Origin of the sequence: Cupriavidus nantongensis, assembly GCF_001598055.1 — a bacterium.
GTDB lineage: Bacteria > Pseudomonadota > Gammaproteobacteria > Burkholderiales > Burkholderiaceae > Cupriavidus > Cupriavidus nantongensis.
Genome location: NZ_CP014844.1, coordinates 2,857,800 through 2,879,621, shown reverse-complemented (window position 1 = coordinate 2,879,621; position 21,822 = coordinate 2,857,800). Strand labels below are relative to the sequence as shown.

The 21,822-nt window shown below is 60.5% G+C and carries 17 protein-coding genes and 1 other annotated feature; of the genes, 3 read left to right on the top strand and 14 right to left on the bottom strand.

All coding sequences use genetic code 11. From position 1 onward, the window contains the following. The first annotated feature begins 46 nt into the window (after nucleotides 1–46). A protein-coding gene (locus A2G96_RS13260) for an IS3-like element ISRme15 family transposase (RefSeq protein WP_085960508.1) occupies nucleotides 47–1,296 on the top strand; the annotation gives its coding sequence in 2 pieces (ribosomal slippage) (nucleotides 47–341 and nucleotides 341–1,296; 1,251 coding nt in all). Further along, nucleotides 340–456, top strand: a sequence feature (AL1L pseudoknot). It overlaps the preceding gene by 117 nt. Before the next feature lie 128 nt (nucleotides 1,297–1,424). Next, entirely contained in the window at nucleotides 1,425–1,991 is a 567-nt protein-coding gene (locus A2G96_RS13255; protein ID WP_062799899.1) for a P-loop NTPase family protein, read from the top strand. Between the two features lie 67 nt (nucleotides 1,992–2,058). Here A2G96_RS13255 and A2G96_RS13250 read toward each other — a convergent pair whose 3' ends face one another. Further along, nucleotides 2,059–2,361, bottom strand: a complete 303-nt coding sequence (locus A2G96_RS13250; RefSeq protein WP_062799898.1) for an H-NS histone family protein — start codon at nucleotides 2,359–2,361, stop codon at nucleotides 2,059–2,061. Between the two features lie 220 nt (nucleotides 2,362–2,581). On the opposite strand from A2G96_RS13250, the gene A2G96_RS13245 reads away from it, so the two are divergent. Beyond that, nucleotides 2,582–3,010, top strand: a complete 429-nt coding sequence (locus tag A2G96_RS13245; RefSeq protein ID WP_062799896.1) for a hypothetical protein — start codon at nucleotides 2,582–2,584, stop codon at nucleotides 3,008–3,010. Nucleotides 3,011–3,075: 65 nt separating this feature from the next. On the opposite strand, the gene A2G96_RS13240 is transcribed toward A2G96_RS13245, so the two are convergent. From A2G96_RS13240 to A2G96_RS13170, 13 genes are all read right to left on the bottom strand, one after another. Then, on the bottom strand, nucleotides 3,076–4,032 hold the full coding sequence (locus tag A2G96_RS13240; RefSeq protein ID WP_062799894.1) for an ATPase: 957 nt from the start codon (nucleotides 4,030–4,032) through the stop codon (nucleotides 3,076–3,078). A 293-nt stretch (nucleotides 4,033–4,325) separates the two neighbouring features. Then, a complete protein-coding gene (locus A2G96_RS13235) occupies nucleotides 4,326–4,760 on the bottom strand; it encodes a hypothetical protein (RefSeq protein WP_062799892.1) in 435 nt (144 codons plus the stop codon). 119 nt (nucleotides 4,761–4,879) lie between these two features. Then, nucleotides 4,880–5,782 carry a GNAT family N-acetyltransferase gene (locus tag A2G96_RS13230; protein WP_150124146.1) on the bottom strand — a complete coding sequence of 301 codons (903 nt, stop codon included), beginning with the start codon at nucleotides 5,780–5,782 and terminating at the stop codon, nucleotides 4,880–4,882. 16 nt (nucleotides 5,783–5,798) lie between these two features. Beyond that, nucleotides 5,799–7,226, bottom strand: coding sequence for a DNA topoisomerase (locus A2G96_RS13225; protein WP_062799888.1), 1,428 nt, complete (start codon nucleotides 7,224–7,226; stop codon nucleotides 5,799–5,801). Between the two features lie 5 nt (nucleotides 7,227–7,231). After that, nucleotides 7,232–7,531, bottom strand: coding sequence for a hypothetical protein (locus A2G96_RS13220; protein ID WP_062799886.1), 300 nt, complete (start codon nucleotides 7,529–7,531; stop codon nucleotides 7,232–7,234). 426 nt (nucleotides 7,532–7,957) lie between these two features. Next, nucleotides 7,958–13,228 (bottom strand): strawberry notch C-terminal domain-containing protein, encoded by a 5,271-nt coding sequence (locus A2G96_RS13210; RefSeq protein WP_082818959.1) that lies wholly within the window; start codon nucleotides 13,226–13,228, stop codon nucleotides 7,958–7,960. Between the two features lie 71 nt (nucleotides 13,229–13,299). Next, nucleotides 13,300–14,487: a hypothetical protein gene (locus A2G96_RS13205; protein ID WP_062799880.1), complete on the bottom strand. Its 1,188-nt coding sequence runs from the start codon at nucleotides 14,485–14,487 to the stop codon at nucleotides 13,300–13,302. A 20-nt stretch (nucleotides 14,488–14,507) separates the two neighbouring features. Then, the gene (locus A2G96_RS13200; protein ID WP_150124145.1) at nucleotides 14,508–15,536 is read right to left on the bottom strand and encodes a hypothetical protein; all 1,029 of its coding nucleotides are present in this window, start codon (nucleotides 15,534–15,536) and stop codon (nucleotides 14,508–14,510) included. A 338-nt stretch (nucleotides 15,537–15,874) separates the two neighbouring features. Beyond that, nucleotides 15,875–17,326, bottom strand: a complete 1,452-nt coding sequence (gene pilV / locus A2G96_RS13190) for a shufflon system plasmid conjugative transfer pilus tip adhesin PilV (protein ID WP_082818958.1) — start codon at nucleotides 17,324–17,326, stop codon at nucleotides 15,875–15,877. Nucleotides 17,327–17,335: 9 nt separating this feature from the next. Next, nucleotides 17,336–18,346 carry an ATPase, T2SS/T4P/T4SS family gene (locus A2G96_RS13185; RefSeq protein ID WP_062799871.1) on the bottom strand — a complete coding sequence of 337 codons (1,011 nt, stop codon included), beginning with the start codon at nucleotides 18,344–18,346 and terminating at the stop codon, nucleotides 17,336–17,338. Nucleotides 18,347–18,381: 35 nt separating this feature from the next. Then, nucleotides 18,382–18,942: a type 4 pilus major pilin gene (locus A2G96_RS13180; RefSeq protein ID WP_062799864.1), complete on the bottom strand. Its 561-nt coding sequence runs from the start codon at nucleotides 18,940–18,942 to the stop codon at nucleotides 18,382–18,384. Nucleotides 18,943–18,981: 39 nt separating this feature from the next. Further along, a complete protein-coding gene (locus tag A2G96_RS13175; protein WP_062799863.1) occupies nucleotides 18,982–20,091 on the bottom strand; it encodes a type II secretion system F family protein in 1,110 nt (369 codons plus the stop codon). 8 nt (nucleotides 20,092–20,099) lie between these two features. After that, nucleotides 20,100–21,809: an ATPase, T2SS/T4P/T4SS family gene (locus A2G96_RS13170; RefSeq protein ID WP_062799862.1), complete on the bottom strand. Its 1,710-nt coding sequence runs from the start codon at nucleotides 21,807–21,809 to the stop codon at nucleotides 20,100–20,102. Between the last annotated feature and the right edge of the window lie 13 nt (nucleotides 21,810–21,822).

The window sequence follows — 21,822 nt, the reverse complement described above, 5'->3', positions numbered from 1 at the left end:
GAACTGAATCGCCCCGGGTTTTGCGGAGGCTCTCACTCTTGAGAGAATGCGAGCCATGAGCAAGAACAACGCAAACAAGTTTTCCCCGGAAGTGCGCGAGCGCGCCGTGCGCCTGGTGCAGGAGTCGCGCGGCGAGTACCCGTCGCTGTGGGTGGCGGTCGAGTCCATCGCGCCCAAGATCGGCTGCTCGGCGCAGACGCTGCTGACCTGGGTCAAGCGCCACGAAGTCGACAGCGGACAGCGCGAAGGCGTCACCACCAGCGAGCGAGAACGCATCAAGGAGTTGGAGCGGGAGAACCGAGAGCTGCGCCGCGCCAACGACATCCTGCGCACTGCCAGCGCTTTTTTCGCGCAGGCGGAGCTCGACCGCAAGCTGAAGTCGTAAACACCTACATCGACCGGCACCGGGAGGTTTACGGGGTCGAGCCGATCTGCAAGGTGTTGCAGGTTGCCTCGTCGGCCTATCGGCGCCATGCCGCACGGCTGCGTGATCCGTCACGGCGCAGCGACCGTGCGCGTCGTGATGAACGGCTCATGCCGCAAGTCCAGCGAGTGTGGCAGGAGAACCATCGCGTCTACGGCGCCGACAAGGTCTGGCGGCAACTGAACCGCGAGGGCGTGACGGTTGCCCGCTGCACGGTCGAGCGATTGATGCGCGCCCAGGGACTGCAAGGTGTGCGGCGCGGCAAGCGGCTGCGAACGACCATCGCTGACGACGCCGCCAGTCGCCCGGTGGATCGCGTCAACCGGCAGTTCCGGGCCGACCGTCCCAATCAGCTCTGGGTCTCGGACTTCACCTACGTCTCGACATGGCAGGGTTGGCTGTACGTGGCCTTCGTCGTCGACGTCTACGCCAGGCGCATCGTCGGCTGGCGCGTGAGCAAATCCATGACGACGGACTTCGTGCTCGATGCGCTGGAGCAGGCCCTATACGCTCGCCAGCCTGGCAACGACGGTTCTCTGACCCACCACTCCGATAGGGGATCGCAGTACGTCAGCATCCGCTATAGCGAACGCCTGGCCGAAGCCGGCATCGAGCCGTCGGTCGGCAGCCGTGGCGACAGTTACGACAACGCCTTGGCCGAGACGATCAATGGCTTGTACAAGGCCGAGCTGATCCATCGCCGCGCGCCTTGGAAAACCAGGGAATCCGTCGAACTGGCAACACTGGAATGGGTCGCTTGGTTCAACCATAAGCGCCTGCACTCATCCATCGGCTATATCCCGCCCGCCGAGGCTGAGGCAAACTACTACAACCAACTCGGCAAAACCGCCGACGAGGCCGTTTTACTTTAACCAAACAGCCTCCGCGAAAACCGGGGCGATTCACCACGCCAGTCGACAAATACGTTGGTGCAATGCGAATCGTGCAGACTCGCACCGGAAAGGCTCCGCGAGCCGCTCTGGAGAACACGTTGCCAGTCATGCTCACCTCCGACGAAGCGGTCCTGTCGACTGCTCGCACTAGCGGGATCCCGCACGGACAACGTCTCGAACACGAGCCCGTGGTGCAAAGCTCTCGAGAACAGGTGCTCTTCCTTCAGCGCGGAGACCTGATCATGATCCAGGTGGACAGCGGAGGAGAACGGCGCCGTCTGCATCTCGGGGTGACGTTCGACGTGACGCCCCGAGTCCTGGTATCCGAACGGCCGATTGCGATGCCGTCGCCTTGGGCACAGCCCATCGTGGACGCTGACGCTGTCCAGCTATTGGAGGTGGCGTTGCGGCGCGAACTGACGCGCGCCGAGCAGTTCTTTGCCGCGGTCGCGATGCCGCAAACCTGGCAGAAATGTGGTGGCGGCCCCGTCGCGGCGATATCGAAACCAGGGAAAGACGACGCCGATCAGTGCAGGACGTTTGCTGCTTTGTTCAGCCAGCCGCGCGAGAAGCTCCGGCATTTCGCCGACACAGATCCGGCGTGGGCGTCGATCCTGTTCGATGAAAGCCCTGCGGTGGCCGGGACATCTGCCGCTCCACGGGTCCGAATGTAGGTCGCCGCCGGCTCCCTTGCTGGGGACCTGCCAACGTCTGTCACGGTCATTGCGGCCGTCAGCCCGATCAGACTTTGATCAGGAACCTTTCCGGCCGCTTCCCAAGCCAGCTGGGAGCACGACCCCGGCCAGACCACGTCTTCCCCGTCTTCGGATCCATGTATTTCGCCGGAACGGCCGTTCTTGCCCCGCCTACACCACGCGGACGGCCTCGGCCCCGCCGCGGCGCCAGATCATCGACCGTGAGCCCATAGTCGTCCATCAAGGCGCGGATTTTCTCGATCACGGCACCTATCTCATTCTCGCGGGCCTCGTTGAGTCTTGCTTCCAATGCTTGCTTTTCGGCGAGCAGTTCCTTGTATGTGGGCATGCTAAATTTCCTTTGAAATTTGCCTCGAAAGTCGATGCAAAGCGGCCATCCTTTTCGGCCATTGCGATACTACAAGCTGCCGGCGTTTCAAACCACTACGTTAAGGCCGCGGCGAGCGCTCGGGCCACGCATCGGCATAGAATATCGGCCTGGCGCGACTAGCGCTCCGTACCGGCCGGCAGACGGGACTCTCAATCAATGCATATCCACATAGGCTGATATGGCGAGCTACTACAAGGGAATGGAGTTCAGAACAAAGCTACTTGCCCGCTGGGCTGCCTTCTTTGATCTAGCCGGATGGAATTGGCATGCGAACCCGGCTTCAGTGGGAGACTGGCTTCCAGATTTCTTTGTCTCGTTTCGGTGTGGCCACTCCGAATGCTCCGGGGAGCACTCGCTGCTGGTGTCGGTTCTTTCGATAGAGGACATCGACGGCAATAGGGGCCATCCAGCGCTGCAGCACCACTACACCGTCGTCGACGGCACCGGAGCCATCCGTGCAAATGCGGGGGCATTGTTTGGCGTGAGCCCTGCTGTGTCGCAGTGGGAGATGGCCCATGGAGCAGGCGGAGGTATCGATGACGTGCCGGGTTGGGTGCCAGGCTTCACGCAGCTTTGGACCCAGGCGGGCCAGCTGGTGAGGACCTGAGCGTCCCGGGCTTCGGATGGCGCCTGCTTGAGCGGCAGGCCCATCGAGGAGAGGCGCGCCGCGCGCTACAACTTCGGCCGAGGGCTACCTTTCTCTTCAGGAACTGCGGCGGCGAGCAGTCCGGTGCGGTCGATCTTGCCTTTGGCGTACCGATATTGCAGGCACTGCCAAGCACCATTCTTGATGACGTCAGTTGCGAGCAGCTGCCGGTCGTGCAGAATGTATTCTCCTTTTGCGCTGAGCTGCAGGACGTGGTGCGCCGTATGGGCGAGGATCAATCCCATGTAATCCGCCCCATTAAATGCTTCCGCCTGCTTCGGCTCATCAGGCGGATCTTCCCCCCGCTCGGCGGCCCGCTCCACCATCACCGAAAGAAGTTCCGAACGCGAGGCGACACGCTCGCGCCATGGCCGTTCCAATGCTTCCGTGGCCCATGACGTATCTCGCTCCGCATACGAAAAGAACTGGACCTCCCCCTCGAACTTCCGAGCTACAACAACATGCTGAGCGTTGGTCGCAGAATTATCGTGAACAAGGGCGGCGTCTGCATGCTCGACCGCGCAGGCCAACAGATCGTGGGCTCGCCGGTACCGGTCCCTGACTGCCTCCGGATCCACGGCATGGCCGCCCAGCGCAACGCGGTTGGCAACACGCGCAACGTTTATCTCCGGGTCATTCGTAGACACGAAGATAAGTGCGACTTCATAGCCCTTGGCCTTAGCCTGCGAAAGGAGCGCGACCTTCTCCGGCGTCGACATGACCGTTTCGAAGGCGAAATCTTTGCCAGAAGCTAGCGCGGCCAGGCGGCGCTGTTCGGCAATTTCCGCGGCCTTGATGTTCCGTTCGCGATAGTCGGATATCTTGCCTTCAAGCGACTTGGCGATATCGTCGGCATTGATGTATGCCTCGGGAGGTAGTCCGTAGTCCTCAATAACCTCGATGATCGCCGTGCTCTTGCCGGAACCGTTTGGCCCGGCGAAGCAGATTACTGTGGATTCGTTCTTATTTTCGGTGTCCGTCATGCAACTCGCAGAGTCTTGCGCCTCGGTTTCGCTGGGGTGGGACCTTCAACGATTACCGTAGTCGCAGGACGAGTGCTTGGCTTGATGTTCGGATCGCCAGCGGGCGTCAAGCCGGCTGCACGCGTCCTCGCAACTGCCTTGTCGACACCGTGGCCAACAACGCCTTGGAAGCGTTCGCTCATGATGTAGCGGGTCAGTTTCGAAGCCATTTCACTCTCCATGTCGCCTATGGATTCCATTATAGGCCCATCACGCAGGGCACGCTGGGACATCGCCGCAGCGTGTGTCCAGCCCTACATTTTCATCGTTTTTTGCCGCGGCGCAGCAGCCTGGCGATTGGCCTCACCAGCTACCAGCGCCGAAATTGTGCGCTCAACGACATAAATTATGCCGCGGTTATAGGCGCTGAGGGCCTCACCTCTCAGGGCTGCATCCAGCGCGGCACCGACATCCGATGCCGTTTCCCACGGCGACTGGCCGTAGCTGCCAGGCCAACTTAGGTGTTTCGTCTCCCGCCAGAACTGGATGAGCTGGGACTTTGTCACTCCACCTTTGATCAAGCCAACAATCCTTTGCTCTTGATTGCCGAACCGATCATTGATGGCGGCGTCTTTGAGATGCGCCCACCTTGCGAGCGCGGCATCCCTGGGAAGAGGCGTAGCGTCAGAGAACTGGCGTTCCGGTTCCGCGTCGCTTGGGCCAATAATGTCCTTGGTACTCGTTGTCATCTTTTCGCCCCGTCACATGCGAGAAGCCGCCGCCTTTGAATGTACGGCAGCTGGGAGTCATCCGCGCCCTCCCGGAACCGGTTCCTTTGATGGCGCGCTGTGCCAGCGATAGTTTGCGTTCAGGGCTTCATTCGGGGCAGCTCAGCCGCCCGCCCGAGGTCCCCGGTGCGGAAACGCGCCAGAGCCGACTCCACATCCTCCGGGGTAACGGAAGAACGGTGCTTCCGATTGTCTTCCGACCTGTTCTCCGGGATCCTTCCATCAGGAAGGCGCGTTACGGTATGGGCCCGCCCATAGTCTGGGCACTTCCAGGACTCGCCGACTTTCAAGGTCCGGATGCCTTCAATGTCGTCCTCCGAGTAGCCCGCCTGCGCATTGAAATCCTGCTCGAGCTGCACCCGCTCGCCTGCCCGTTCGAAACTGGCATCCCATCTGGCGACGAACACCTTTGCACAATGCTCAGCCTCAATTGCCCCTGTCTGCTGCATATTGCTGCTTGTCACGGTAGCCTTGTTGTCCATGTTCGACCTGTCCTCTCCAATTGCAATGAGTTGCTTGACTGCGCTCTTACCAGCGACTTCCTGCTCGATCTCATCGATGCGGTCGTGCAGTAAGTTGATTCGATCCAGATCCGCGCGCTCGCCGCCAGCGATCCTGTCCAGCAGCGCCGCGCGCTCATGCCGTGCAAGCTCCAGCTCCTGCTTCGCTTCGGCGACATTGCGGTCCGGAATCGAAACCATAGGGAGGGAACGTCTCCAAGCGGCTCCGTCTTCGGTGAGCAGGCCGAACTCGATCTCTTGCCCTGGATGTTCGGCATGGAGTGCTTGTGCCAGCGCCGTAGCAATCCCGCGCCTTCGATGTGCCGAAGCCACTTCGATGAAAGCGATCCTCGGAACGCCCTGAAAACAGGAGTAATCGAGATGACCCAATTGCACATCGCCTGCTCGCGCCACCAGCGAGTAGTCGTCCTGACCGTGATGGCTCCCGCGATGGAGCGAAACAATTTCGATCTGCTGACCCATGAGTCGGCCCTGCCCTTTAAAAGGGACGCATGCGCAAAGTTTCGCGGTCCCCGGGCAAGCCTTCTGCCTTCGCGTCTTCATCATGCGGCTCGTCAACGGCCTTCCATCCTTGCACCGTGGTTTGCTTCCACGACGAGACAAAAACGTCTGCTCCGTACTCTGCCTCCAGCTTGTTGTCGATGAACTTGTGCTTTGGATAGAACTGAGCCATGTAGCGCCGTGCGACAGCGTCGAACACCTGTTGCTCCATCTTCGATAGGCCGGAGGCGATCTCTCCTGTCGGGATGATCGCGTGGTGAGCGGACACCTTTGCATCGTTCCAACATGCGTACTTGATGCTCGGGCTACTGCCACTGGCCAGCTTTGTGTATATCTGCGAGATGCCCTTCAACACGCCCGTGGCTTCGGCATGCATGGATTCGGGCAGGTACTGGCAGTCGGTGCCCACGTAGGACACCATCTTGTGATTCTGGTAGAGCGCTTGCGTGGCGGCAGAGGTCTCCTTTGCCGACATGCCGTGCCTGGCCGACATCTCCGACTGAAGCTTCGCCAGATTGAATGGCAAAGGCGGTGCCTGCTCCTTTTCATCGCAGTCGTAACGACTGACGATGCCATCCAGGCCAGCCTGAATGGCATTGACGATGGCCTCGGCCACCGCCCTATCGATGATGCGGCCTTCACCGTCGATACCACGCATGTCGCCACCCTCCTTTCGGCTGGACCAGGCGAGCACGCGCCCGTCTGGCAAGGCAATTTCTGGCACGAAATAGGCCACCGGCTTGAAGTTGCGGATCTCCATCTCCCTGCGCACGACCAATGCCAGCGTAGGAGTCTGGACGCGACCAACGGAAAGTGGCTTTTTCAGCCTCGCATTGACGGCCGCACGAACTGCGCGCGAGCCATTCATCCCAACGAGCCAATCCGCTTTGGCGCGGCAGTCCCCTGCCTGGCGCTGCAGAACGAACTGACTCTCGCCATTGTTCCGAACAGCGCTCTGCGCGAATGCGCCAGCCAGCGACGCATGGTTCAGCGCCTTGATCAAAACTCGCTCCACCGGCTTGCCTGCTCCGCTCGGGTCGACCCCGGCATAGCGCATCGTCTTGTCCGCGATGTATTGGCCCTGCCGGTCGATATCGCCCGCGTTGACCACTACGTCGGCTCTCTTCAACAGGGCAACTACGTGTCGCAGTTGATCCCGCTTCTCCGCGTCAGGGAAGTCCTTGAAGGTGGCCGGCAGGATAGGTAACTGAGCGAATCCCCGTAGCCCTTTCTGGGACTCGCTCATATAGTCCTCTGGCTTACCCTGGTCGAACATGTCGCCGATCATCCAAGTCACGGCATCCCCGTTCTTGAGCCAGTACGCTCCGGACTCGCGCCGTTCATAGCCGAAGAACTCGGCAACATGCTTGGCCACGTCCGGTTTCTCGGTCAGATAGACTCGCATTGCAGTCATCCTTGCTTGACAGAGAGCAGCTGAACTGCCTCGCAGAACTCCAGAAAGTTGGTGTGCACATCCTCATCGCGAAACACCACCTCTTCGGCCTCTGCATCCACGCGCGCAACTCCTTGGAAGATGGCCCCGTCTGCAGCGTCTTCATAGATCGACCAACTCATTTCGGGCGCCTCGTTCGTGAGGCGCATCTGAGCAATAACGCCAGGACCCAGCCAGGTCTGCGCGTGCGTACCCACTTCTGCGAGCGGGATCCCCGCTAGGGCCGCGACACTCTTGTAGGTCTCGGTAATCCTCATGGTCACCCCCTCCGTTACATCCGCGGACCCGGCGTGTACGCCCTGTCCTTTTGGTGGTCCCGCTCTGCATCCACCCGCATCTCCAATAGGCGGAAATGGTCATCCTTCACGGTCGCCAACCACTCAGGCCCCAGCTGGTTACGAATCGCCTGCAGATGCCCCGGATACGCGGCACGTATCCATCCCGCAAGGAGTCTGGACTTCCATCTCCGACCGGCTCCGTCTCGGAATCGGGACAGTGCTTCGAGCTGCCCGCCTTCGAGTTGGTCAAGCGGGTTCGTGCTACCAGCGCTGGCGACATCCTGCCGGAGGCCTCCTCGCGGCAGGTCGTCAGCATTCGACGATTCGGCGGTCTCGTTCCAATTCATCGGAAACTCCCCTGTGTGATACCGACATTGTTCCGTAGTGTTGCTATAGTACGCAACCTCATGCAGCCATCCTATGCTTTGATGGCGCGGCTTCGGCTTCCTCGCCGCCCCACACTTCGTCGGTTGCGAGTTGCGGCAAGAGTCGCTTCGCCTTTCCAGCGGCGACATACAAGGCCTGTCCGCATGGACCGGTCAGCGCTTCGATCACTGGCTCCAGCTTGTGGAGGGGAACCTCGACGGCCATCCAGGTCCTATTTCCGCCGAAGTCACCAGTTAGCGAGGTAAGCGCCGGATTGGTGTAGATGCTTCCCCCTGCTGTTTTCGTCCCGGGCGCTACCAGCTGGAAGCGCTCCGGATTCCTTCCATTGAAGACCAGCTGCACCCCATTCTTCGGCTCCAATGCGGGATCTCCGACGAGCGCCACGTTCACGCCCTCCGCGCTGGCGCGCTCCACAAGCGCTGCGGCCTGGCTCTTGGAGAGCGCAACGGGCTGACTTTCGAGGTCTTCTCGTGTAACGCGTCCGTACATGATGACGGCACGATGGCGCTCGCCCTTGTCGTCCACAAAGATGCCGGCGTTGCCAAAGCGGTTTTGCGCCGCGAACTGTGCCGCGGCGAACATGTTGCCCATCAGCACATACCGGCTGAATAGAATGCGTCCGGGCTTCGCCTCATCGAATGCCGGAAATGGATCGTTTTGGCCGGGGACGAGTTGCGCCAGCGGTGCGTACAGTGGGTCGCCGAAAAGTTGGTTCAGCGTCAGCGTGGTGGCCGTGGCGGAGCCCGGCACCACTACCTTCACGTTGTATTGGCCGAGCAGATGCGCGGCTTCCTTCTCCTCGGGCGGATCGAAGTGCATGACCATGCCATCGCGCGCCTCGTCCTCCTCGCCTGTGAACCGAATTAGCTTGCCCGGCATCACGTGTCGCAGGTTGTCTCGCATCCAATCTCGCCTCTTCTGGGAGAATTTGATTGGATTGGCTGAATCCGCCTGGAGGGCGGCCTGAATCGACTCAAAATCGGGCATTGACCGTATGGCCCTCTTTTGCACCTGATCGAACGCAGCTTCGACGTCCGCCATGAGCTTGTCCGGGGAGAGCATCCATCGATGCGCCTCGGTTACGGCATACTGGTTCTCCTTCAGCTCAAAGCGACCGTCGCTCTCAACCAGATACTGTCGGCTCCTGGCTACAGCGGCGCGCATGACGTCTGAACTGAGCGGGATGACTTCCTCTTCCCACTCGACCCGAGCGCAATACGTCGGTCGGTCGAATACCGAGCCTGACTCTTTCCCGGGGCGGAAAACTGTCTTCTCGACAATGCGTGCGCGCCAGTCGTAGACGGAAGTTTGGAAAGGGTTGATTCCCTTCGCCGCCATTTCTTGAAGCGTTTCAGCATAACCCCGCGAGAGATCCGCATAGGCCTGCCGCTGCTTCGCCACCGGCAAGAGCGCGATCCGACCCGTCAATTTGTTCGCGAAGTACGCCTCGTCGTCGCTCGGCGTCTCGTCCTCGGGATCAATGTCGAGCAGCGCAGCGATGTCCGGATTCTCCATCAGGTATCGCTTGCAGATCTCGTTGCCGACCTTGTTCAAGATGTCAGGCACGTCCCGCATCTCAGCCTGGTTGTTGCGGTTCGACTGGGTATTCGCCGACAGCTTGCGAAGCTTTGCGTTTTGCATCGCGAGCGTGCGCGCTTCCGAGGGAAGCGGCGAGACCAGCGTTGTAATCATTGGCTCGCAAACCTGGCCACGGCGGTTCACTCGCCCAAAGAACTGAACGCGCTCGGCAACGTTGTTCGCGATTTGCAACTCGATCAGTTCACGCTGCCGTTGGTCAGAAAATTTTTCGCTGGCATGGAGCGAGAGGCCTGTCGCTCCCGCTCGCGTGATCGCGACCGCGTCTTTGGTGCCGTTGTTGAACTCCTGAATCGTGCGCAGGCGCTCATCCGGACGTACGCTGACAATCATCTTGTTGCGATCAGTGGGGTCCACGCGCGTCTCGAAGCTGCGCCCAGAAATCTCGCCGGCCGAGTACCCGAGCGCCTGGATTCGTTCCCGAACCGTATCCAAGGGCGACACGGGCAGATCCGGCAGGTCTTCGATGCGCGCGCGCATCGACGCAATCATCCCCTCGATGGCCTCGCGCTCTTCGTCGGTCTCCGCCTGCTGCAACACATGCTCGTAGTGACCTACGCCATAGTCGTCGCGCACGTAGATGTACTCGAGCTTGGCTGCTACCCTGCGCATCACGTCCCGGAACGTCACGCGGTCAATACTGGTCCCTTCACCGGAGGCTCCAACCTTACCGGCCTCCATATCGTAAGGGTCATCCTGATCATTCTTCGCAAGCGCTTCCTTCAACAGGGCCTCGAACGTCTGCTCGACGACCAAGACCGGCTTGCGGCCCTCGCGTAGCGCGTTCGCCGCGGCTTCCGCCGCATCGTCAACCTTGATGGCGAGGCTAAACTGCCGGAGGATGTTGTAGAGGCGTGAGCCAAAGCTTTGGTAAGACACGCCCATCCGGTTGCCCTTTCGTGCCGCCTCCGGCAGTTTCTCCAGCTCCTTTTTGATCGCCTTGTTCATGCGCTGGGTGACCCGTGTCACATCGCCGGAGAAGTAAGCCATTTCACGCAACGCCGCGCTTAGCGAATCCGCCCACGATTCATAGTCGGCGGCATTCTTGCTGGCGACAACCGTCCGGAATTCCAGCTTAGACAGGTCGTGCTCGCGCCGAATGAACACGCCCTCTTCTGCCAACATGGCAGACAGCACCTCTTGCAGAGGCTCGCCGCCGACGGCCAGAGTATCCGCGAGGCTCTCGACCTGAACGCTCTCCGGGAATACCTTGCGGTATGCCCGCATGTTCTTGGCGCCCTTGGCGTAAGTAGCGCTCGAGTAGATCGCAGCATCGCAATACTCAGCGGCACGCGCGATGTTGTCTGAAATGTTGGAATCGCCAGCCGCAACATGGGACTCGTCCAAGATCATGACGCTGCCCTTGACGCCATCTGCGATCCAGTCGGCCTTCTTGCTCTTCGTCGCCTCCCGGTTGAACTGGGAGTAGGTGGCGAACATGATGTTGTACCCAGCATCACGTACGGACAGCTTCGCGTCCATGATGCGCTGCAGCTCGCCTGCCTTCGTCGCCTTAATTTCAACCTTGTTGGTATCCATATTGCGGATGTGTTCGTCCGCATTCAGGATCACTGGGCGAAACAGATCTTCTGTCCCGATGTCTTTCAGGTCGCGCCAGAAGTCTGAGAACAGATTCGCTTTCTCTGTGCAGAAGGTAACGGCCTTGCCATTGAGCGCTGCATAGCGTGCGATTCCCGCAAGTACCCGCCCCTTGCCTTGCCCGGTCTGGTCGCCGAGGATGAAGCCGCGCCCTTCCTCGATTCGCTTGATCGCGAGCGCGATGGCGTCTACTTGCTCGGCAGTGAATGCAATCTCCAGATCTTCTGGTGTGAAATCCAGCTTTCCGGCGACATAGCTGTCTACGCTCTCCCCGATCTCGTCGGTCAGTCTTGCGAGTGCTTTTCGGACGGGTTCGAGCAGATTTCGCGGCGTCATCGCGGTCGGTTCACTAATGAGGGACGCCGGAACGTACGGGGCCTGGTACTCGTTCTCCTCCTTCGCCGGCCGTTCTCGGCCGCCAGCCTCATCGGGCTCCGTACCATCGTCGGCCGTAAGATCCATGATCTGTGCAGGGAGCGCTTCTGCTTCGACCTGCTCGACGTCGATCTCTCCTACCCGCGGATCCGCGTCGGTGACGGATCCGGTGGCGACGTTTTCAGCTCCGATAGTGGCCCGCTCGGACAGGCGAGCGGACAGCCCCTTTGCATGCGACCAGAGTGCCTCCCATGTATGGATGACGGGAAGCGTGTCTCCAATGCGGAATTCTTTGGTCTTCAGCGCCGCCGCGGCCTCTACCTCGGTGCGCCGCCGCCCGACCGTAACCATGCGAACCGGGTACTCCGATCCCTGCTTTCGATACAGCGCACCGTTCAACTCGACGACATCCTCCACCTCGTAATGGTCCGCCAGCCACGCGAAGAACGCCTTGCTGCCGCCAGCGACCTTCCCCGGGTGCACAAGGCTCTCGCGGTCAGCGGCTATGAGAAATACCCCGCGTCCATTCGCTTTGCGGCGCTGCAGCGCCTTGATGACGATGAGGTGGTCGATCCGCGTACAGCGCAGACCATCGATTACGACCGACTGCTGCAGGCCACCGAAGGGAGGGTTCGCGATCACTCCGTCGTAGTCCTTGCCGCCGCGCCGGCCTATCCCCACGAAATCCCCCTCGATAACCGTTATTGGCTTACCGGTCACCTCGCTGCCGAAACGCGTTTGTTCTGCCCGTCTGGGGTCAATCTCGATACCGGTAACCGCCACATCACGCGGAACGAGTGCGACCAGGCTCGCATTACCAATGGTCGGCTCGAGGATCGTTTGGCCGCCAACGGGAGCGAGGATTCGTTGCGCCGCGACCGACATCGGTAAGGGCGTCGAGTACTGCTGATTCTCGACACTGGTAGACGTGCGGAAGGCAAATACCGGCTGTTTGTCTGTCAGCGCCACGGCATATCTGAAGGCCTCATCGGTCGGCGAGTCCGCGGCGCGCGTCAGTTCGCGTTGCATCGCTGCTTCGATTGCTTCCTGCGCCTGGCGCAGGCGAGTATCCGATGCGGATAGCGGCGTTTCGGCGCCAAACACGGCCTGCGCAAACTGCCGCAGATCGGCTTGGCGCATATTCCGACCGTCGAGCATCCAACGAACGAAGCCCTCCGCACAAAAATGCAGGCCTACCTCGTCATCTGCACGGAGCCACTCCGCCGCGCGCGCGCTGCGATCATTGGCGCTCGCGCCAGCTGCTACAAAGGCGCGGTCTTCATAGACTTGTGCACCCTGATAGCGATAGAACCGGCCTGACTGGTCTTCGAAGACCGGGTGGCCGGCATGATTGACACCGAGTTGACGGACTTCCACGTCGGCGCCCTGCTCCGGCTCATCGCCGCGTGCTGATGGCCTTTTCGAGGTCGTCTGTGCCCTCGCCTTGATCCACACCCGCGACACGTCCATCTCCGCGATTGCAGCCCGCGGGAAGATCTGTCGCAGTACACGGCTGTTCAGGTCTGCGCCCTCGCGGATCATCGTCTTGCCGGAGGCAGATGCGACGAACCCGAGCGCCTCGAGGCCCAGCCACTGCTGCGAGCCTGGAGCAACACCTGCAACGATAAGGTGGGTGGTACGGTCGTCCGCCTGATATAGCGCGAGGCGCGCGTTGTGCGCGGACAAATCGAGCCAACGCATTGTCGTGGAGTTGGACATGTTTCGGAAAAGCGGGAGTGGTCCAGAAAAAAGGGCCGCCCCGCGGGCGGCCCCGAGCCTAGATTCGGCCTTTACATGCGCATGCGCGGCGCGGTGTGGGCGGGCGCTGCCGTCTGCAGCATGACGTCCTGCAGCTCGAATTCCTCGTCCTCCTCGAAACCGGCCTCCTGACGAGTGCCTTCGCTCAGATCACGTGCCTCCGCGGTGACGCTATGCCCGGCAAAGTTCGCCGTAGCGACGTCGCGCGCATGAAAGAGCTGCGGCTTGTTCGACAGCGGTTCAGCCATAGTGAAGACTTTGGCACCGTTCGGCAGGCGGTGCAGCACGAGATAGGACTCGGCAAAGCCCGTTTCGCCCTGATCTTGGCGGTCCAGCCGATAGGCGCGGTTGACAACGTCGAGTTTGCCGCCGTTCTGCTCATAGCCGGCTTTGGTTTGACTACCCATCGCCAGCGATGCCAGAGGCATGACCTCGACTTGCAGAGCCGGGTTGGCCACCAGGGCCGAGATCTGCTTACCAGTCGAGGACTGCAGGAAGCGAGCAACGGCCTGGTCAACCGGCATATCCGAATACTCGTCGGTGTCCTTGCTCTTGACACGGGGCACGAGCATTTCCACTGCCTTGCTGACCTGCCCGTCGCTCAGTCGGATCAGCACGCCATTGCGACCGCCCACGTCGTTGCCATTGCCGCCGAAGGCCGACATGACTGCAGCTTCCAGTTGCTCCGCAGACTTGACGAGCTGCGCCATCGCGGGGTTGATGACGGTGACCGTAGCCGATGCCGGAGCGTTGTCACGGTAGATCACGGGATCGACCCGGGCCATGACCGACGGGTGCACCACCGTGTGGCCGGCATACTTCGATGCCGACACCAGCCAGCCTGCCTGCACCATCCCTTCGGCATCGGTGAATGCGCGTTGCACGATGATCGTGCCGCCCGGCTCGGTCTTCGCCTTGTAGCCCTTCATGACGCTCTTGCGGACTTCGTCGTTCGGCAGGCTGTCGATGACACTGGAGATCTCGCCGGGCTTGGCGTAGAAGTCCTTGATTTCGGCCCGCGGCGCCTTGAGGGGAGTCTTGCCGGTGTAGGGACGCAGATACACGCACACCTCCTCGCCCGTGTCCTGACGGACGCCGGTGATGAACGGCTCGCCCTTGGGGTCCCGCTTGTAGCCCTGCACTTCCATGGAGAAGTTCTCGGTCGGCGGCAGCTGACGCCGAGCACCGGTCTGCTCTTGAAACGAGTTGAGAATGGACATTTCCTGCTCCTGTTTGCGAGTTAAAGAGAAGCCGGCTTGCGAGCGGGCTTTCGGGTGATTTCCGTTGCCGGAAGTAGCTTTTCCGCAGGCACGTCGCAGATGGACGTGACGAACGACAAGTGGGTATCGAGCATCTGGGCGACGTCGCGTCGCAGGGCTTCTCGAAGGCTGGAGATTTGCGGGCTGCGGGTAATCAGGAAACGCAGATCGCCCGAATCTGATGCTTCGACGGTCAGGGCGCGCAGCTGCAGACTGGCGCTGCGCAAGCGCTTCTCGGCAAGCTGGGATCGAAGCGCCGGCTCGATAGCCTTGAATTCAGCGTATGCCGCGTCACCAAGCAGCTTGAGGAACGCAGCGCGGTCTGCCAACGCCTGCAGTCCCTCCCCCGCCGTCTCTGGTAGCTGATCGACCGCGATGTGGGCATGCCAGTAGTGATCCTGTACGCGGTCAATCTCGGCAAGCATGTGGGGACTGAGCTTTACCTCTGAGAGGGCGCCGTGCGAGCCAGCTGCGAACAGGCGAGTAACCTCGCATCCAAACGACTTCGCGATCACTGCGTCTACGTGCAGTTGCACCGCCAGTTCATACCCCTGCAGGTCCGTCCGCGTGATTATGGCCAGGGCACCATCGGGCAGCTGTCCAATCACGCTGTTTCCGGGGCGTAGCAACTGCCTCCGCGACTCTTGTCCTGCCTGCAGCGCCAGGTCCGACATCGGGATAATGTCGAGGCGGTTAAGTGCATTTTCCTTTTCCGCCTCTCTCCATCGAGCCTCGCCGCTGCGGTTCAGCTGCGCAGGAACTGCAAGCAGGAGCTTCTCGGCGCAGATTTGGCGGCCTGAGCGGCCGTGATGCGGGATGCCGTTCAGCTCCTTCGCGAGAAGCGCGACTTCGTCATGGGGAAAGTGACTGGCGAGAACTGCAGCTTGAAGAAGGGAGTCAGGACCATGCAGGCGCTCAACCTCCGCCGCCCATTCAGGGAACCGGCCGGCGATGACATTCCACTGCGGATGTTGTGCAAGGACAGCGAATGCCGTCGCTTTCGGATGCATGGTGCTGCTCGAATTGGTTGCGTATCGTACATATGATACGTACCCGAATCAGGGCGGCAAGCCATTTTTGTCGTTGGCCAAATGCCGACTTTCCTACCTTGCAACGGATTTCCAGCGCTTCCACCGCCAGGCCTAGAAAACCGTTCCCACCGTGCAAGAAAAAAAATTCGACCGCGTCCGGACGGATGCGGCGTCTTGCCAACAGCGGCTCAGGAGTTCGTTGCATTGCGCCGGCGCGCCAGCCCAGTGTCGTTGGCAAGGCGCTCGCCCGCGCCAGAAGCAAAAGAGCCGCCCGGTCCCACCTTCCCGAGCGGCTCCCCTGCTTCCAGACTACGGCGTTAATACTTGACGCACATGTGCATACGGTTGCCGCCCTCGACCAACACCTCGGTCCTTCCCCACCCACCCGGACATGCCATAGGCCCGGTGACCCAGCTAATACCCATGCATGCGACGGTGGGTCTCCCCGTATTCCACTGAACCCCGCAAAGTGAGCCAGCTGGTGGCTCGCCGCCGCCCAGCTTCTTCCAGATGCCGTCCTGGCAGCTGAGAAGTGCTCCCGGCCCATCCCGACCGATTAGCCCGTTGGGGGCACAGCCCCAGTTTTCATTCGCGATGCCGTCGATCTGCATGTACTCCCCTGAGCGGACCCGGCCCCATGATGAAATGTAGCCAGAGGTTACGCTTCCATCGGCCTGCATTGCGCCGGAAGTCCATATTCCCTTGCCGTTTAGGGCGCGAATCCAGCTTCCATCGCCCATGTACCAACCGCCCCCCCATTTCTCCCAATACAGCCCCGAGTCGTTTCGGGCGCGGAACCACCCGTTCACATAACTTTCGTTCGCCTGTGTGGTATTGGCGTACACGTCGCGGGTGTAGATGTCTCGCGACGATTTGATATCAGCCGCATTCCCGTTCACGTCCTGGACATGAAAACCTCCGCCAGCCGGTGTACGAACTGCCGAGTTCAATCCGTCGCCATAGAAGTAGGTGTTGCCCACGCGCAAGCTGTTGGCATTGCTAGCCCCAGGAAGGGTGGCGGACTGGGCGTCGAGCGCGTTGACGTTCGCGATACTGTGCCGCGTTCCCGCGGCATCTCGCATGTTGAGTGTGCCGGTCATTGGCAGGGAGCCATCCCGACGCAGGAACTGTTGCCAGCCTAGAGTCGCGTAACCAACCTGCATCGCAAGGGTGCCGATCTGAGATCCCATCGGATTAGGCTGGCTCCACTGTCCTCCGAAGCCAGAGATCGTTGCAGGGCTGAACTCGTCGGAGAAGCCGCCATCGCCGCCAATCGCTGATATTGCCTCACCAAGCCCCCGTCCGTATACACCTCCAGTCGCCGGATCCGTCAACGGGCCGGCCAGGTAGACGAGTCCGTTCACGTCGCAAGCTGGAGGAGTGCAACCCGCCGGCACACGCTGGAAGCGGAAGCGATAAGGCAGGCTGGTCCAGCCCGTGTCAGCGAAGTTCTGGAGTGGGAGGCCAAGTGCCTTCAACTCGGCCATCGTGGGTCGATAAGGGTCAGCTACGCCGGGGATGCTCGGCGCGGCTTTCTGCAGCTCGTTGTAGTAGCGCAGGATGTACTCGTTTCCTCCCGCATTACCGATGGCCTTCAGCGTTTCACCTTGCGCCTTGAAGGCATCGGCGAGCGCCTCTTGGCGAGCTGCCCACAAGCCTGCGGACAGGCCGATAGCAAGCAACGTCGACGCGATCAGCATTTCGACGATGGTGAATCCACCTTGGCCGTTTCGCGATGGCGAGCGACGGTGCAATCTTTCGCGTAGCATGGTGTTGCCTTACGGGCGCATCTGGGACTGGAACGCGGCCCGCCCAAGCAGTTGAGTGCTTGCCTGCCGGCGCTGCTGATCGATTGCGGTCGCGAGCGTTTTCAGATCCGCCGAGGAATCCGAGATGATGTTCGCCACCTCCTGCGTGACACGCAGGCATCGCACCATGGCACGCTGGTTCTCGAGCTTCTGATGGACCACAGCGCGCAAGTTCTGACCAATGAGGCTGCGTGCATACGTTTCCCCACCGCGCTCGGCAAACGCGATCAGCATCTCGATGGCCTGTTCCATTGTTGCCGAATGGATGGTCGTGATGACCAGATGGCCGCGCCCAATCAGCCGAGCCAACTCCGCCGCGGCCTCTTCATCGAGCACTTCGCCGAAGAAGAACATCGAGCGGGTTTCAGCTGGAAACTTGCGCATCGCACTGGCGACCTCGGATTTGAAACCCGTGTTGGTGGCGTCTACCTGTTCGCAGTAGCCCTCACCATGAAAGCCCTCCAGTTCCTTTTCAACAGGGCTTTCAACGGTCAGGCAATAGCCTCCGTATCGGGTCAAGCGTTCCTTGACCGTTGCATAAGCTGTCGTCGTCTTTCCCGAACCTGTGTCTCCGGCAACAAGAATCAGGCCGCCCTTGCGGAAGCTCTCGTCCAGAAGAAGCTGCGAAGCCTCAACCCCCAGCTTCAGCTCACCAAGATTCTGCACGACCTTCGGTGACAGCCGAAGTGCATACCGACCTGGCCGAATGCGCTCTCCGCGGAAGAAGAGCGGGCCGACAGGAAAGGACAGACTTTTGACGGCACTGTCGCCGACCGCCTCCCTGAGAACTTGCGCGATAGCGTGGCACACAGGAAGCATCGCCTGGGGAACCCTGGACGGCATCGACTGCGCCGTTGCCTCACCATCCCGCTGAGGACGAAACACCACGGTCTTGTCGATGTCGTCGAGGTCAACATGCCAGTCGCGAAAGCTGGAAGCTTCCAGCCAAAGCATGTCATCGATGGGAATATGGCCGTTCATCACCGTCCGCTCTCCTGATCAATCACGCGCCCGGCTTACGCCTTGCCGATGGTGTACACGATGGTATTTGAGGCACCGCCTGCAGCGCAGGCATTGCCGACTAGCATGATGTCGGTCTGGGCGTTGTTCGCCTTGACCGGAGTTCCGCCCACCGTGACGGCACGTACGCTTTGCTCCATTCCAGGGACGACGTCAGTACATTCGGCTCTCGGAACTTGCGTGAAGGTCAGCGTCAGACCATCGTTCGCCGACACAAGTGTCGTGGTGGCAACGGTGACAGTTCCGCCCCAACGGTTCTGTACGGTGTTCCCGATGACCCAGGACTCCGGAAACACACCGAGGTTGACCAGGCCCGCAGTCGTGGCTCCAGCGTAGCTCTGTCGTTGTGCGAACTTCTGCTGGATTGCCGCGATGACTGCAGGCAATTCCTTCAACTCCCGATTCGCACGGTCATTGGCCAAGTAGTCGGCCACGCCCTTGTAGATGCCGGCAATGGCGAGAGCCAGCAGCACTGCGGCGATCAGCATTTCCACCAGGGTGAAACCACCTTGGTTGTTGCGAAGCTTCATTTGGCCGGTAGTGCGCGCTTGATTCATAAGACTGCTCCTTTTCGTTGGAAAGTTTGTTCTGCCGCCTCAGCGGCGGTACTGCTGTTGATTTAGCTGACTCTTCATCGCACTCGATAGGTCCTGACCTGTGCGCAGCGTGCCGAGGATGAGATACCCAACTACGACCCCCATGATCAGCACCATCGTGAGGTTCAACTTGAATGCACTCTCCTCGACCTGCTGCCTCGTTTCGTCCATTCCCTCGATGCCGATTCGCTTCATGACGGCAGGAAAGTCGCTACTGCGACGGCTACTATCGATGAGCCTGTTGGCGATGGGCTGCGCAAGTACGCCCGTGTTGAAGGCCTCACCATGCGACCGCGAAGCGCGCAGGCGATTCTTCGCAATCTTGGCGATGTGCCATCGCAGCCATGGGCTTGATCGCTTCTTCAACTCCTCCAGTGTCGTGTCGAGGCCAACGCCCGCCGCCAGCATGGACGCCACGGCAACCAGGAACTGGGCCGCGTAATAGTCTCGAAACACGCGATAGAAGACTGATCGGTCCGCCTTAATACGGTAGGGTCCGGTCCAGTTGCGGATCGACCATACATATCCCCACGCACCGACTCCCAAGGCAACGGCGATCAGGACGCCGTAGTGGGTCACTACATAGGAGATCAGATACAGCGAGTAGCCGTATGTGCCCCACTTTTCCGGTGGAGCGATAAGAGAGAACACCGGCACCACGAGCAACGACAGGACCACCATGAAGACCACCGTGATACCAAGCGCAACGACGGGCACGGTCACGGCCTTGACGAGTACGCTGTTCAGCTTCCGCTGAGACTTGATCGTTGTCGCGAGAAACCGGAGCGTTTCGGGCAACCGGTGGAGCGTGAGGTCTTGCGCGGAGATGATCATTAGATCCATCTCGGGTGCGCATCCCTTCAACACGTAGGAGAGTCGCCCTCCTTCAGCGCCCGGCATGTCCATGCGCCGTAGCCACTGCTTGTACAACACCGCAAGGGGGTCCTTCTGCACTGCGGCCCGCGCGGCTAGCGCGCTGAAGTACCTCGCCATCGCCTCGCCGTCAGCAATGGATTCCGCGAGGGAGTCATAGAATTTCTCACGGGTCTTGCGAAACGCGCGTACCGCCGCGCGATACTTGACCTCATCGATAATTTCCCGAAATGCCATGGTGCGTCTCACAGGACGATTTCAAACCGGTCGAACGTTTCGAACGTCTCTACCGTGCGAGGGTCGATGCGGCCCAGATATGCCTTGTAGAGTGCATGCTGGAACACGGTTTTTCCGGTCATGTTCGGCGTGTCAAAGCGACCGTCCCAAGAGGCGCGCCACAACCGCTCGGCTTCAAAGATTTCGCCCTTGCGAATCTTGTCCAGGATTGCGCGCGTCGGCTGCAGCATCTCCGCTACGACTTCAACGCCAGCAACTCCGGTGTGATTGCACTTGGGGCAGCCTTTGGGGTTGCGCACCCGCATGCCACTGGTGTCGAGACTGAACCGCTCCTCGAGAAACTGCGCCAGATCCGGAAGGTGATCGGATAGCGGCTCTTTGCAGTCTGCGCACAGCGTTGGGACGAGCGCCTGGTAGACGATCAGGTTCCAGAAGTTGGGCATAGTCAGCGTGCCCAGCGTGAAACCAATCGTCGGGTCGACCAGACGGTTGAAGACGCCAAGCACGGAGTCCGCGTGAACCGTGAACAACGTCAGGTGCCCCGTTTCGTTCATGATCTTGGCGGTCTGGCCCGACTCGATACACCGCACTTCCCCGATGAAGACGGCATCGGGATCCTCTCGCACTAGCCGCCGCTGCACATCCCGCCAGGCGTCTGGTGTCGTTTCCTGAATGGTCTTCTGTCGAGCACCGTGGATCCTGTATTCGACAGGGTGCTCGACGGTGATGATGTTCAGACGGTGCCCGTTCAGTTTGTCGACGGATTCGAGAAAGTATTTCGCGGTGGTCGACTTACCCGAGCCCGTTATCCCTGAAATACTGATTGCACCCTTACGCGCCCGCATGGCGGAGAAAAGCAACGCCTCTTGGTCTGGCGAGTACCCGGCCCCTTGGGGCGATGACCAGTCAGTGGTCTTTGAGAACAGGTATCGCAGGTAGACGGTGAACCCACCGAACATCGGCGTGCCTGTGTAGCGAATGTTGAAAGACTCCTTGCCATTGTCATAGGGCACCATGCACTCGAGGTCGATCTCCGTGCTGAAGCCGGCATCGTTGTTCGTCTTCTCGGCATGCAACTTGTTGTAAGCGAACGCGACCGCATCCTTCACCGTGTCGATGGGATGAATGCCCTTGTCTTCCGTCCTTGGAGGGATCAAGTCACCGTTGACTCGGTACAGCAAGTGCGCGGTGCGGCTCGCCTCCTCAAGCAGTACGTGTAGGTCGGTAGCGCCCAGCGCTAGACCGTGATCGATCATTTCGTTCCAGAAGGCCTCGGCTTGCGTGAGCCCTTCCGTCAGTACGCGGTTGCCCGCCTCCAGGGTCGATTCCGTCGCATACAGCTGCGCGATCAACTCCGGGGGGGCGTAGTAATAGCTCTCAATCCTGATCCCTGCGGACCTGAGCTGCGCCGCCATGGACCGCACCAACGACTTGCGCTCTTCGTGAAACCGAGGATCGACGTAGAAACTCGCCGACTTCTCACTACCCAGTGCAATGCATCCGCGGCGAAAGTCGTCGGTGACGCCTTTTGCCAAATCGCTCTTTTTCCCCGTATGGATGCAACGATACGGTGGAACCTCGGCGAAGCTGCGCACCCACTTATGCTGCTCAGAACCTGGCTGTCCGGCTGGTTTCGCCGCGCTCTTGCGCATCGGCACCGGCGTCACGATGGCCGGCTTCTTTGGCCCGAAGCCAAGGAGGTTCGCGATGGCGTTCATCAACGTGCCCTCG